We start from the raw sequence: 13,176 nt of genomic DNA, 5'->3' as shown, positions 1-13,176 counted from the left end.
TTATGTTGTTATTTGTCCGTCTACCATTACCAATTTTCTATCTGCCATATCTGCAAGTTCTTCATTGTGTGTTACAATTACAAATGTCTGTCCAAATTCATCTCGTAATTTAAAAAATAATTTATGCAGGTTATCAGCACTTTCAGAATCTAAGTTACCACTAGGTTCATCAGCAAAAATAATAGAAGGGTTGTTTATTAAAGCTCTTGCAACAGCAACACGTTGTTGTTCCCCTCCAGATAATTCGTTAGGTTTATGTTGGTATCTATGAGAAAGCCCTAGAAAGTCTAAGAGTTCTTTTCCTCTTTTTTCTGCTTCCTCTTTAGGTGTTTTTTTTATGTAAGCAGGTATACAAACATTTTCTAAAGCAGTAAACTCTGGTAATAGTTGATGAAACTGAAAAATGAAACCAATGTTTTCATTCCTAAACTTAGCTAACTCCTTATCTTTTAGTTTTGTAACATTTGTGTTTTTAATTAATAACTCACTAGAAGATGTTTTAGAAATAACATCTAGAGTTCCTAGTATTTGTAATAAAGTTGTTTTACCAGCACCAGAAGAGCCAACAATAGAGACAATTTCTTTTTCTTTAATATGAAGATTTACACCTTTTAAAACCTGAAGTTTCCCGTAAAACTTTTGAATATTTTTAGCTTTTATCATTCCTTGTCTTTTTCGCTGATGAAAGTACTCATTAGCGTTGATATGGCAAAAATAAATAAAAGAAAGCGGTATTCAATTTTAATACCTATTTTTGAAATAGAAGAGTCTGTTTTAGTTAAACAAGGACTTTATCAACCTAAAAACAAGTATAAAACACAATATATAGATGTCTTTTTATAAAAATTTTGAAGAATATAATTTAGAAGCAACCGAATCTGTAAAAGAAAAATATGCTAAAATTATTGAAGGTGTAGGCGAAGATGTAGAAAGAGAAGGTTTGGTAAAAACACCAGAAAGAGCAGCAAAAGCTATGATGTTTTTAACGCAAGGTTATGAACAAGATCCGGTAGAAATATTAAAAGCTGCAATGTTTAAAGAGGATTATGATGATATGGTAATTATTAAAGATATAGAATTATACTCTTTATGTGAGCACCATATGTTGCCTTTTTTTGGTAAAGCACACGTAGCATATATACCAAACGGACATATAGTTGGATTAAGTAAAATACCTAGAATTGTAGATGTTTTTGCCAGAAGGTTACAGGTACAAGAACGTTTAACACATGATATTTTAGAATGTTTAAATAATACCTTAAAGCCACAAGGAGTTGCAGTTGTTATAGAAGCATCGCATATGTGTATGATGATGCGTGGCGTACAAAAACAAAACTCTGTAACCACAACATCTGGTTTTAGAGGGCAGTTTGAGAAGCAAGAAACACGTAATGAGTTTTTAAAGTTAATAAGCTCAGACTTATCCTAATAAACACTGGCATTACTTTTGTATATTAGTAGATAACATTAACTATTTTAATATGACAAATAAAAAAAATACAAAATACAGAGACTTACTCTTAGGTCTTCTTTTTGATGCTATAGGAATGCTTTCATTTTCTGTTTTAGGAATAGGAGAGTTTTCAGACGTTGTTTGGGCGCCACTTTCTTTTTGGTTAATGACCAGAATGTATAAAGGTACTGCTGGTAAAGCAGCTGGTATGGCATCTTTTGTAGAGGAATTAATACCTGGCACAGATTTTATACCTTCATTTACTATTATGTGGATTTATACTTATGTTATAAGTGGGTCTAAATTAGGAGAAGTACTAGAAAAAAAATAGTATGAGTAAAAAAATTATACCATTTATTGTAATATTCTTCTGTTTATTACTAATTTTAATGCACTTACTTACTGCAGACTTTAACAATTTAAGCATAGGATTTTATGTAGGCATCATATCAGCTGTGGTAGTGTCTGTGGCTATGTTTTTTAATATTAGAGCAAGAAATAGGGGTGAAATTGAGTAATAATTTGATTTTATAATTAGTTTGAAAAGAAGAAATTTTGTTAAAAAGGCTACTTTAACTACTATGGCAGGTATTATTGGAGCAGATATTGTTTTTGGTTCTAAAATGCCAGAAAATTACCAACCTTTAGCCATACAAGATACAGACCCGTTTACCTTGTTTAATTTAGATAAGGAAATGGTTGTTTTAAATGATAAACCTTGGAATATTGAAGCTAAAGCACATTTGTTAGATGAGAAAGTAACATCTAATAAAAATATGTTTATCAGAAATAACGGAATTCCACCAGAAGATGTAGATATATCTGCATGGACACTTACCATAGATGGCGAATCTGTACAACAGAAAAAAACGTATACTTTATCAGAATTAAAATCAAAATTTAAACAATACACTTATCAACTTACGGTAGAGTGTGGTGGTAATGGTAGATCTGAATTTAATCCGCCAGCAAAAGGTAACCAATGGACCGTTGGTGCGGTATCTTGTGCAAGCTGGACAGGAGTTAGACTTAAAGATATACTTGATGATGTAGGTATTAAAGATTCTGCAGTTTATATTGGGTACCACGCTGCAGACTCACACATTAGTAGAGATCCTAATAAAGAACCTATCTCTAGAGGCGTGCCTATGCACAAAGCCTTGCAAGATGAAACTTTGGTTGCTTTTAAAATGAATGGTAAAGATATACCAGCGGCTCACGGTTACCCTTTACGCTTAGTTTGTGGTGGTTGGCCTGCGTCTACATCTGGTAAATGGCTAAATGGTATTAGCGTAAGAAACAAAGAACATGATGGGGCTAAAATGAAAGCTCCGGCATACAGAGTGCCTAAAAACCCTGTAGCTCCAGGAGAAAAGGTTAAAGACGAGGATATGAAAATTATAGAGTCTATGCCTGTAAAATCTTTAATTACTTACCCTAAATCTGGAGCAATGATAAATTTAGGAAAAAAACTAAACATTCGCGGACACGCTTGGGCAGGAGAGTTAGAGGTAGTTAAAATGGAGTATTCTATAGATTTTGGCGCTACTTGGCATACTTGTAATTTAGAAAAACCTGTAAACAGATTAGCTTGGCAGCATTTTAATGCAGTAATCGCATTTCCAAAAAAAGGATATTATGAGGTTTGGGCTAGAGCAACAGATGTAAATAATGTAGCGCAGCCAATGCTTGTACCTGGTTGGAACCCTAAGGGGTATTTAAACAATGCTTGTCATAGAATAGCTGTAAAAGTGAAATAATGAGCGAAGAAAACAAGTTTAAAAATCAGGCTAAACAAGTATACAGAATGCTTATTATGGTGTGGTGCATAGTACTTTTAGGAGTAGTATTTGCAATTTATGCACTTGTAGACCCTAACTTATCAGCATTTAAAACTGATGAGGAATTACAACCTGTTGTAGTAGAAAACACCATTGAAGAAGATGATTGGGACAAAATTGAAAATGGGATACACTTAAGAACAGGCTTTGTAGAGGATGAAGGGTTAATGACTGTAGTTGATAATTGTACTAGCTGCCACTCGGCCAAAATGGTTACTCAGAATAGAATGACAAAAGAGCGTTGGATAACCACAATTAGATGGATGCAAGAAACCCAAAACCTTTGGGATTTAGGAAATAATGAAGAGATTATAGTAAACTATTTAGCCAAAAACTATGCACCCAAAAGTATGGGCAGACGTGCTAATTTAGAAAATATTGAGTGGTATCAATTGAATTAGCTATAGAACTAAAATGTTTGTTTGATAATAAAAAGTTACTCTTTTAAAAAACGTCCTAAACCTAATCTTGATAGCATCTTTTTTTCAAAAGCCCAAAAGAATTTAAACTGACCAAACAACCAACCAAAAGCAACAAGTAGTATTTGATATATTGGAAATATGATTAATATGCGGACTGTCCAATATAAAATTGAAAAATACCAATCTGAAGGAAAAATTTCTCTTGTAAAGCCTATAAAGTCCAAAAGTGGTCTTGCAACTTTTAAAGATGAAGATCCAGTTACGGCAAATACAATAAGTATCATAACAATGGCGAAATTAGAATCTATTCCCCAACGTTGTTTTAATTTTTCCATAGTAGCATATAATCGGTCGCAAATATAATAGCTTATATGCGAGGAACAAAATGACCAAGACGTTGATTGTATTTTCTTTGAAAATAAATAAAGTAATTGTATAGTTTATAATTTACTTCATAACCATAATCTATGTTTGCTGAATAGTTAATTTGCATTTCATATAAATCTGGATTAAACCTAAAGGGTTGTGTAGCTCTTTGGTTCCATTCTGTTACATACAAGCGGTTTCTTGTTTCTAAATAACTCTGAGAATAAAATTGCTCTGGCCTAGCAAAACTAACTAACCAGGCATTAAAACCAGGATCTATTATTATAATTTCGTATTCAGATTCTTCATCAGCAATTACAACCGATTCTCCTTCTTTCTGATTAAAAACATTTTTTTCTGCTTCTGATATAGCAACTACTTCTTTACTGCTTGTGCAATTTACAAATAGGGTAGCAGTAAATAGTATGGTAATTAAATATACGATCTTTTTCATAGCATATGTATTTATCCTAAGATACAAAAAAAAGCCACTTGATTTTTTCAAGTGGCTTATATATGTTTGTCAAAGTGTGCTTATTTTCCGAAAAGGCCGCCTAAAAGACCTCCAATTCCAGAACCTCCACTTTTATTACCTCCAAGAACCATACCGGCAACATCATCTAAAATACTACCATCACCGTCAGAGTCTAAAAAAGACTCTATTAAAGATTGTTCTTTATTGCTGTTTTCATCACCTCCTAGTAAACCTCCTAAAAGATTTCCTATACCGTTAGACTCAACAACATTTTCGTTTCTTGCTTTTTTACCTAAAACACCCATTAAAAGTGGTGCAGCAACTTTTAAAATAGTAGCAACAGTATCAGAACTTACACCAGCTTTTTGACTTAGTGCATTTTCTACCTGTGGTTGTTTTGCTCCTAATACGTGATTTAAAATTCCTTGACCGTCGTTCATTACATTGTCATCTACACCGCCACCAAATAAACCTCCAAGGTTGTCTAAAATACTACCATCGTGTTTGTTTGTTAAAGCACTCATAAGTCCTTGCGCACCTTCTGGAGTAGCTGTGTTTTTTTTCATTGCACCCATTAATAAAGGTAGTGCCATACTTAATACACCTGCTGTTTTTTGTTCTGATTCTCCAGCCTGTCCTGCAACACCTTTGATAATTTGCGAGCCAATTGGGCTATTTAATAAGTCTAATAATCCTGACATTTGTTTAGTTTAGTTAATGTTTAATAATGCTTCAATTTACAAAAAAAAAACATGTTATTATAGAATAACCGATAATCTGCAATTATTTAAGTAAAGCAGTAATTTGTAAGGCTAATTCTTCACCAATTCTATCTTGAGCTTCTTTAGTAGCTGCGCCAATATGCGGAGTTAAAGATATTTTGGGGTGCATTAGTATTCTAATCTCAGGGTTTGGTTCAGACTCATACACATCTAAACCAGCAAAGGCTACTTTGTTTTCTTCTAAAGCATCAACTAAGGCAACTTCATCCAAAGCACCACCGCGAGCTGCATTAATAATACCTACACCATCTTTCATTTTTTCAAAATCACTATCACCAATAGTATATCCTTTTTGTGCCGGAACGTGAATGGTAATAAAGTCAGCTTCTTTTAAAAGAGTGTCTTTTGTAGTGTTTTTAAAGTTAAAAGAAACCGATTGCCCATCAAAAAAAGGAACAGAAACAGTAGCTTCTTCTACTTCAATATCATGGTAAATAACCTTCATACCTACACCAAGTGCAATTTGTGCCGTTGCTTGACCAATTTTACCAAAACCAACAATACCAATAGTTTTACCTCTTAACTCAACACCTTTAGCATAGGCTTTTTTAAGCTGTTTAAATTTGCTATCGCCCTCTAAAGGCATAATACGGTTGGCATCATATAAATAACGAACACCATTATATAAATGAGCAAAAACAAGTTCTGCAACAGAAGCAGCAGAAGCTGCGGGCGTATTAATAACATGTAGTCCTTTTTCTTTGGCGTAAGCTACATCAATATTGTCCATACCAACGCCACCACGACCAATTAACTCTAAAGTAGGGCAGTTGTCTATAATATCTTTACCTACTTGTGTAGCGCTACGGACTAATAAGCCAGCAATTTTGTTTTTATTTATGTAATTAGCAAGCTGTTCTTGTGCTACATTGGTTGTAACTACAGTAAAACCAGCTTTTTCTAATGCGTCTATACCATTTTGAGATATACCGTCGTTTGCTAATATTTTTTTCATACTCAATCTTAATTATTTATAACAGCTTATGCATTTCTTTCTAAATCGCTCATTACATCTACAAGTGCACCAACACTATCTAATGATAATGCATTGTACATAGATGCTCTATAACCACCAACAGATCTGTGACCATTAATACCATTAATGCCTGCTTCTTTACACATTTCATCAAAAGAGTCTTTTAATTTTTCATCAGTTAAAGTAAAAGTAGCATTCATATTAGAACGGTCTGCTTTATCTGCATACCCTTTAAATAACGGGTTTAAATCTATTTCTGAATATAGCAATTGCGCTTTTTTATTGTTAATTTCTTCAATTGCATCAATACCACCAAGGTCTTTTAGCCATTGCATAGTTAGCATAGATGTGTAAACAGCAAAAACAGGTGGTGTATTAAACATACTGTCTTTACTAATATGTACTTGGTAGTTTAACATAGAAGGTGTTTGTCTTGTTACTTTGCCAAGAATATCTTCTTTAACAACAACTAGAGTTGTACCAGCCGGACCCATATTTTTTTGTGCACCAGCGTAGATTAAATCAAACTGAGAGAAATCTAATTTACGAGAAAATATATCAGAACTCATATCACAAACCATAGGAATTTTAGTTTTAGGAAACTCTTTAATTTGTGTTCCAAAAATGGTATTGTTAGAGGTAAGGTGAAAATAATCTAAATCTGCAGGAACCATATAATTTTTTGGTATATAGTTAAAGTTTTTGTCTTTAGATGATCTTACTTCAACTATTTCTCCAAATAATTTTGCTTCTTTGATAGCTTTATCACTCCAAGTACCTGTATTTAAATACCCTGCTTTTGTTTCTAATAAATTATAAGCTGTCATTAAAAACTGCATACTTGCACCACCTTGTAAAAACAATGCTTTATATCCTTTGTCTGTAAGGCCTAAATGTTCTAAAGCTAAAGATTGAGCTGTTTCCATAACAGCTACAAAATCTTTACTACGGTGAGATATTTCTATTAAAGATAATCCTGAACCATTAAAGTCTACAACAGCTTCTGATGCTTTAAGTAATACTTCTTGTGGTAAAATACAAGGTCCTGCGCTAAAATTATGCTTTTTCATTTGTATGTGTTTTGTTTGTAATTGGTTTGTTGGCCAATTAATGTTTAGAGAGATAGGTAATTAATTGTTAATTAGCAGTTTATCTCTTTATTAAAATTGTTTAAATATAAGGTAAAGGTCTAAATTTTATAACAATAGACCTTTTAAAATTGTAATTAATTCTAGGATGTTTTCAACAAGAATTTAACAGTATCTATATTATCTGCATAATCTGTTAAGCTAGGTTGTTGTGTTTGCCCAAAAGCAACTTCAGTATCTAATAAGCCATTTGCAACTACGCATTGTATTTTATCTTCATCATTCTTTAATTTCTCTTTTAAGGAGTCTAAAGAGTCGTAATACTCATAAAAAACAGAAGAAATAGGTGAGGCGTAGCTTTCATCTTCTTTAATCATTAAAAAACCATTTTCTAAAATATTAAATTCGCTCATTAAATACACAGCTTTGTTATAGTCGTAGTTGTTTGCGTATTTTACGTGGTGTATAATATCTTGTTTAGGATACATTGCTTTAAAAAATGCATCAAAATCATAGCCCTTTGGAACAAATAGTTTGGATACACTTCTACAACCTAATCCATAATATCTAAAAATATCTTCACTAAGGTTTTCTAGTTGTTCTTTGGTTTCGTTGCCTGTTAAAACTGCAACAGAATTTCTATTTTTTCTGATAATATTTGGCTTTTTACCAAAGTAATGCTCAAAATAACGAGCAGTATTATCGCTTCCGGTAGCAATAACGGCATCAAAACCTTCTAATTTTCCATCTACATACACAATAGAATTAGCTAGTTCTGGTAATTGTTTAATTAAGAATGAAGAAACAAAAGGTAGTAGTATTTTATCGTTTGAAGATAACTTAACTAAAGCAGTATTACCACTTAATATTGTAGCTAAAAAATCATGAAAACCAACAAGCGGAATATTACCAGCCATTATAATAGCTATATTGCTGTTTTTTATAGAGTTTAAGTCATAAGATTTAAACCAATTGTTTAACTTTTTTTTAGTTAGTAATTTGCTCCAACTACTAATACAAAAAAGAATGTTTTCTTCTGTAAACCAACCATTGTGTAAGCTAGCTGTGTGTATTGCATCTTGTAGTTTTATAATCCACTCGTTTGTGTTTTCTTCTTGTTTTTCTGAGTTTGCATATTCGTAATAATCTGCAAACAAAGTTCCTAATTCAGAAAAAGCAACTATTCTATCTTCAAGTTTAGCCATTTTATTTGTATAGTGATTTAATAGGGTTTACCTTTGTGCAAAAGTAGATATACTGATTAAATATCAGTCTAAAAATTGATATAAATTATGGCAATAATAATAACAGACGAATGTATTAATTGTGGAGCTTGTGAGCCAGAATGTCCAAATACAGCAATATATGAAGGTGCAGACGATTGGAGATATGCAGATGGTACGTCTTTAGAAGGCACAATTGTTTTACCAAATGGTAAAGAGGTTGATGCAGAAGAGTCTCAAGAGCCTATTAGTGATGAAATTTACTATATATCTCCTGATAAATGTACGGAGTGTAAAGGTTTTCATGAAGAGCCACAATGTGCTGCTGTTTGTCCTGTAGACTGTTGTGTACCGGATGAGGATATTGTAGAAACCGAAGAGGAATTACTAGGTAAGCAGCGTTTTATGCATCCAGAAGATTAATATTTTAAACTTATTTAATATAAAAAACGAGGACTAATTGTCCTCGTTTTTTTGTTTGTAATATTTTAATTTTCTTAAAAATTAAAATTAATTCTACTAAAGATATAGGTCCCATCAGAACCCATTTGTACAGAATCTGCTAAGCCACCTTGATCTGTCCATCCATCAAATTGTGGAGTAGGGTACTCATTAAATAAGTTGTTGGCACCAACTGTAAGTTTTAAGTTCTTGCAAAATTCATAACCAACACTTAAATCTACAACAAGAGCAGCTTCATAAATATCTGTAGCTACAGGGTAAAGCAAATCTGCTTCTGCTTGTGTAGTGGCAGGTGTGTCTACCCACTGAAAATCTTGTAGTTCAACCTCGCTAAACTGTGTTAAAGTAGCTTGTGCATTAAATTTAGAGTTTGTGTATCCAAGGTTAAGTCCAAACTTATAATCTGGTGCGGCAGCTTCTAAGTAAGCTTGAGAAAATGGACCAAAGAATGTAAATTCATTTAAATTACCATTGTGTATTTCTTTTACCTCTAAGTCATTAAAGTTACCAATTAAGCCAATACTAGCTTTTCCGTTTGCACCAACAGTAGTGGTGTAATTAAGTACAATGTCTAAGCCAGTGGTTCTGGTATCTACGCCATTAGCAAAAAACTGAGCGGCATCTACACCTAAAGGGCCTAATACAGCTTGGTCTGTAAAGTTATCAGTTAAAATAATACGATCGTCTACAGCTATAGAGTATGCGTCTATTGTTGCAGAAAACCCGCCATTGGTATAAGTAAATCCTAAGCTAGCATTAAGAGCTTTTTCTTCATTTAACTGTCCAATTCCAAATGCTTTTGTTACAGTGCTGTTATTTGCAGATAATAAAGATGGTACAGACCTACCAGCTACAATGTTTGTAAATATTAAGTTGTAGTATAGTTGTGCTAAAGAAGGTGCTCTAAAACCAGTAGAAACAGAACCTCTAAAAGCTAAATTGTCACTTACTTTATATCTACTTGCTAGTTTAAAGTTAAATGTGTTGCCAAAATCACTATAATTCTCATAACGCAGAGCGCCACCAACCATAAACTCGTCAGTAACATTTAACTCGGAGTCTACATAAATACCATAATTTGTTCTGCTGCGGTCAACTTCATTTGCAGGGCTGTAGCCAGGAAAACCTTGTGAGCTGCCAGGTAATTCGTCCCCATTGCCATCCTGTGCTGCTGTTTGTGTAGCAGGATTAGTAATAACAACTCCGTTATCATCATATAAAGAATACGAAGATTCTTCTCCAGAAAAGATTCCGAAATTCTCTGTTCGATATTCAAATCCGTAAGCTACATTTAAGCCAGCTGCAACATCTTCAAAATACTTATTAAGTTCTAATCCTGTAGTATTCATAGAAAGGTAATGTCCACCTGCATCAAAATCTGTAGGAGAAGCATCTTTCATAGAGGCATTATTAGTGTTTTTTACAAAATAATGAAAGTTGTTTTTGCCGTAAGTGTTGTTAAAGTCTACATTCCAACCATTTTTAGTTTTACTTCTAACACCAGCAGAAACAGAGACATCTGTAATTAGAGATGTAATTTGAGGTGTAAATCCGTCTGGGTACAAACTTGGAACAGCTCTATTGTCTCCGTCTGCAAAGCCATCTCTAGAAAAAGCATTTGCATTGGTATCTCTGTAGTTTCTACCTCCAAAAGCATATACTTCTGTATTTTCATCAATAGGGACAGCAGAATTAATCATAAAGTTAAATCCATCAATAGCAGCACCACCATACCCTTTTCTCCAGCTAAAACCAGGTCTAAGTGTTTTTTCTTTTGATAAGAATTCGGTTGTAACGTTAAAGAAGCCACCATTTTCTCCAAGAGCCATACCGTAGTTAAGGTCTATTTTGGTAGTTTCACCATCAAAATTTTTGTTTTTTCCATCTAATCTGTTTTCTCCTTCAACATTAAAAAGTGTTTCTCCAGATTCTTCTGCCCAACCATCTCCAATAGCAGTGCTGTATGCTCCGTAAGTAATTCCGCCAGAAAATCCGTTTGTATTATTCTTTAATACAATATTAATTACCCCAGCAATGGCATCAGAACCATATTGTGCAGAAGCGCCATCTCTTAAAACTTCAATTCTTTTAATAGCAGAAGCAGGAATTGCGTTTAAATCTGTACCAGAATTACCACGACCTCTAGTACCAAAAATGTTTACTAAAGAAGATTGATGTCTTCTTTTGCCGTTAATCAAAACAAGAGTTTGGTCTGGACCTAACCCTCTTAAACTAGCAGGTACAATGTGGTCTGCACCATCAGAACCAGACTGTTTAGTGGCATTAAAAGAAGGGGCAGCGTATTGTAATATATCGTTAACTTCTACTTTGCCTGTATTAGAAGCAATTTCAGCAACATCTAAAACATCAATAGGTACTGCGGTATCTGTTGCAGTACGCTTAGGGCTTCTAGAACCAACTAGTTGTATTTCATCTAAAAGCATACCCTCAGACAGGGTTACGTTAATAGTTGTTTTTCCAGAGGTGCTAATTTCTTGTGTGTTAAAGCCAATATAGCTAAATACTAGTGTAGCGCTTGCTTGTGTTTCAATACTGTATTTTCCATCAAAATCTGTAGATGTTCCGTTTGTAGTACCTTTTTCAAGAATATTTACTCCGGCTAGTGGTGCTCCTTCATCATCTACTACAGTACCTGTAATTGTAGATTGACTAAACGCGAATGAGAAGCATAAAAGGCTTAAAATAAGAATGCATTTTTTTTTCATATAGATTGATATTTAGGTTTTTATAAATCTAAAGGTAATCAAAAAACGTTTTATTTGTTCTTCAAAATTTATAAATGGTATATTTGCGGCACTAAAATAGAATTAGAAATGAAAGCAGGTATTGTTGGATTGCCAAACGTGGGGAAATCTACCCTTTTTAATTGTTTATCTAATGCAAAAGCGCAAAGTGCAAACTTTCCGTTTTGTACTATAGAGCCTAATATTGGGGTGGTGAATGTACCGGACTCAAGATTACAAAAATTAGAAGAATTGGTAGACCCAGAGCGTGTTTTACCAGCAACTGTAGAGATTGTAGATATTGCAGGTCTTGTTAAAGGTGCTAGTAAAGGTGAAGGTTTAGGAAATCAGTTTTTAGGAAACATACGTGAGACTGATGCTATTTTGCATGTGTTACGTTGTTTTAATGATGATAATATAGTGCATGTAGATGGTTCTGTAGATCCTATTAGAGATAAGGAAACCATAGATATGGAGTTGCAGTTAAAAGATTTAGAGACTGTAGATAAAAAGTTAGAAAAAGTAAAGCGTACTGCTAAAACAGGTAATAAAGAGGCTCAGAAAGAAGAAGCTGTTCTTTTAAAGTTAAAAGAAGGTTTAGAATCTGGAATTTCTGTTAGAGCTATAGAGGTTGATGAAAAAGATCATTTAGAGTATGTTAAGCCATTACAGTTTATTACAGATAAGCCAGTAATGTATGTTTGTAACGTAGATGAAGAAGGAGCTGTTAATGGTAATGAATATGTAGAAAAGGTTAAGGCAGCTGTTGCAAAAGAAAATGCAGAAGTTATTTTTTTAGCAGTTGGTACAGAGGCAGATATTACTGAATTAGATAGTTATGATGAGCGCCAAATGTTTTTAGAGGATTTAGGTTTAGAAGAGCCTGGTTCTGCTAAATTAATTAGAGGAGCTTATAAATTATTAGACTTAGAAACATATTTTACGGCTGGTGTTAAAGAAGTTAGAGCTTGGACAATACCAGTAGGGGCAACTGCACCACAAGCTGCAGGTGTTATACATACAGATTTTGAAAAAGGATTTATCCGTGCAGAGGTTATTGCTTATAATGATTATGTTACTTTTGGTAGTGAGGCAAAAGTGAAAGAAGCGGGTAAAATGCGAGTAGAAGGTAAAGAGTATATTGTAAAAGATGGAGATGTAATGCACTTTAGATTTAATGTGTAAGTACACTCTTTGTTAAATAATAATAAAATGCTGTAACCTTGTTGCAGCATTTTTTTGTGGTTTATGGTTAAATTGATGAATTTTTATGACCGTACACCATATGTAACTACTTAATTTCTATCTATCAACAAAATAAAATGCACTATTGTTAATTACTTT

Annotated in this window: 15 protein-coding genes; 7 read left to right on the top strand and 8 right to left on the bottom strand. The window is 33.3% G+C overall.

The window, feature by feature from the left end; all coding sequences use genetic code 11:
* Positions 1-663 (bottom strand): ABC transporter ATP-binding protein, encoded by a 663-nt coding sequence (locus tag Q4487_RS03090; protein ID WP_100895866.1) that lies wholly within the window; start codon positions 661-663, stop codon positions 1-3.
* A 166-nt stretch (positions 664-829) separates the two neighbouring features.
* Here Q4487_RS03090 and folE point away from each other — a divergent pair, with 166 nt between their 5' ends.
* Genes folE through Q4487_RS03065 form a run of 5 tightly spaced genes read left to right on the top strand, consistent with a single transcriptional unit; the run spans position 830 to position 3,695 of the window.
* On the top strand, positions 830-1,429 hold the full coding sequence (gene folE / locus Q4487_RS03085) for a GTP cyclohydrolase I FolE (protein ID WP_303541868.1): 600 nt from the start codon (positions 830-832) through the stop codon (positions 1,427-1,429).
* 52 nt (positions 1,430-1,481) lie between these two features.
* Positions 1,482-1,784 carry a hypothetical protein gene (locus tag Q4487_RS03080; protein ID WP_100895868.1) on the top strand — a complete coding sequence of 101 codons (303 nt, stop codon included), beginning with the start codon at positions 1,482-1,484 and terminating at the stop codon, positions 1,782-1,784.
* A gap of 1 nt (position 1,785) precedes the next feature.
* Complete coding sequence (locus Q4487_RS03075; protein WP_303541871.1) at positions 1,786-1,971, top strand: hypothetical protein; 186 nt, start codon at positions 1,786-1,788, stop codon at positions 1,969-1,971.
* Positions 1,972-1,992: 21 nt separating this feature from the next.
* Positions 1,993-3,213, top strand: coding sequence for a sulfite oxidase (locus tag Q4487_RS03070; protein ID WP_303541873.1), 1,221 nt, complete (start codon positions 1,993-1,995; stop codon positions 3,211-3,213).
* Positions 3,213-3,695 carry a monoheme cytochrome C gene (locus Q4487_RS03065; protein ID WP_303541875.1) on the top strand — a complete coding sequence of 161 codons (483 nt, stop codon included), beginning with the start codon at positions 3,213-3,215 and terminating at the stop codon, positions 3,693-3,695. Before Q4487_RS03070 ends, Q4487_RS03065 begins: the two co-directional genes overlap by 1 nt.
* A 35-nt stretch (positions 3,696-3,730) precedes the next feature.
* On the opposite strand, the gene Q4487_RS03060 is transcribed toward Q4487_RS03065, so the two are convergent.
* The 6 genes from Q4487_RS03060 to Q4487_RS03035 all read right to left on the bottom strand — a co-directional run bounded on the left by Q4487_RS03060 (position 3,731) and on the right by Q4487_RS03035 (position 8,608).
* Complete coding sequence (locus Q4487_RS03060) at positions 3,731-4,051, bottom strand: DUF6787 family protein (protein ID WP_100895872.1); 321 nt, start codon at positions 4,049-4,051, stop codon at positions 3,731-3,733.
* 32 nt (positions 4,052-4,083) lie between these two features.
* The gene (locus Q4487_RS03055) at positions 4,084-4,536 is read right to left on the bottom strand and encodes a DUF6146 family protein (protein ID WP_303541877.1); all 453 of its coding nucleotides are present in this window, start codon (positions 4,534-4,536) and stop codon (positions 4,084-4,086) included.
* Between the two features lie 80 nt (positions 4,537-4,616).
* A complete protein-coding gene (locus Q4487_RS03050; protein WP_303541879.1) occupies positions 4,617-5,258 on the bottom strand; it encodes a DUF937 domain-containing protein in 642 nt (213 codons plus the stop codon).
* An 82-nt stretch (positions 5,259-5,340) separates the two neighbouring features.
* Entirely contained in the window at positions 5,341-6,294 is a 954-nt protein-coding gene (locus Q4487_RS03045) for a D-2-hydroxyacid dehydrogenase (protein ID WP_303541881.1), read from the bottom strand.
* Between the two features lie 26 nt (positions 6,295-6,320).
* Positions 6,321-7,385 (bottom strand): 3-phosphoserine/phosphohydroxythreonine transaminase, encoded by a 1,065-nt coding sequence (gene serC / locus Q4487_RS03040; RefSeq protein ID WP_303541883.1) that lies wholly within the window; start codon positions 7,383-7,385, stop codon positions 6,321-6,323.
* A 161-nt stretch (positions 7,386-7,546) separates the two neighbouring features.
* On the bottom strand, positions 7,547-8,608 hold the full coding sequence (locus Q4487_RS03035; RefSeq protein ID WP_303541884.1) for an acyl-CoA reductase: 1,062 nt from the start codon (positions 8,606-8,608) through the stop codon (positions 7,547-7,549).
* Between the two features lie 87 nt (positions 8,609-8,695).
* On the opposite strand from Q4487_RS03035, the gene Q4487_RS03030 reads away from it, so the two are divergent.
* A complete protein-coding gene (locus tag Q4487_RS03030; RefSeq protein ID WP_100895878.1) occupies positions 8,696-9,049 on the top strand; it encodes a 4Fe-4S dicluster domain-containing protein in 354 nt (117 codons plus the stop codon).
* Between the two features lie 74 nt (positions 9,050-9,123).
* Here the strand turns inward: Q4487_RS03030 and Q4487_RS03025 are convergent, their stop codons facing one another.
* Complete coding sequence (locus Q4487_RS03025; RefSeq protein WP_303541888.1) at positions 9,124-11,814, bottom strand: TonB-dependent receptor; 2,691 nt, start codon at positions 11,812-11,814, stop codon at positions 9,124-9,126.
* Positions 11,815-11,922: 108 nt separating this feature from the next.
* On the opposite strand from Q4487_RS03025, the gene ychF reads away from it, so the two are divergent.
* Positions 11,923-13,017, top strand: coding sequence for a redox-regulated ATPase YchF (gene ychF / locus Q4487_RS03020; RefSeq protein WP_303541926.1), 1,095 nt, complete (start codon positions 11,923-11,925; stop codon positions 13,015-13,017).
* The last annotated feature ends 159 nt before the right edge of the window (positions 13,018-13,176 follow it).

It is taken from the genome of Cellulophaga sp. 3_MG-2023, from assembly GCF_030546975.1.
In the GTDB taxonomy this organism is placed as follows: domain Bacteria; phylum Bacteroidota; class Bacteroidia; order Flavobacteriales; family Flavobacteriaceae; genus Cellulophaga.
This window is presented reverse-complemented; position numbering and strand designations above follow the sequence as displayed.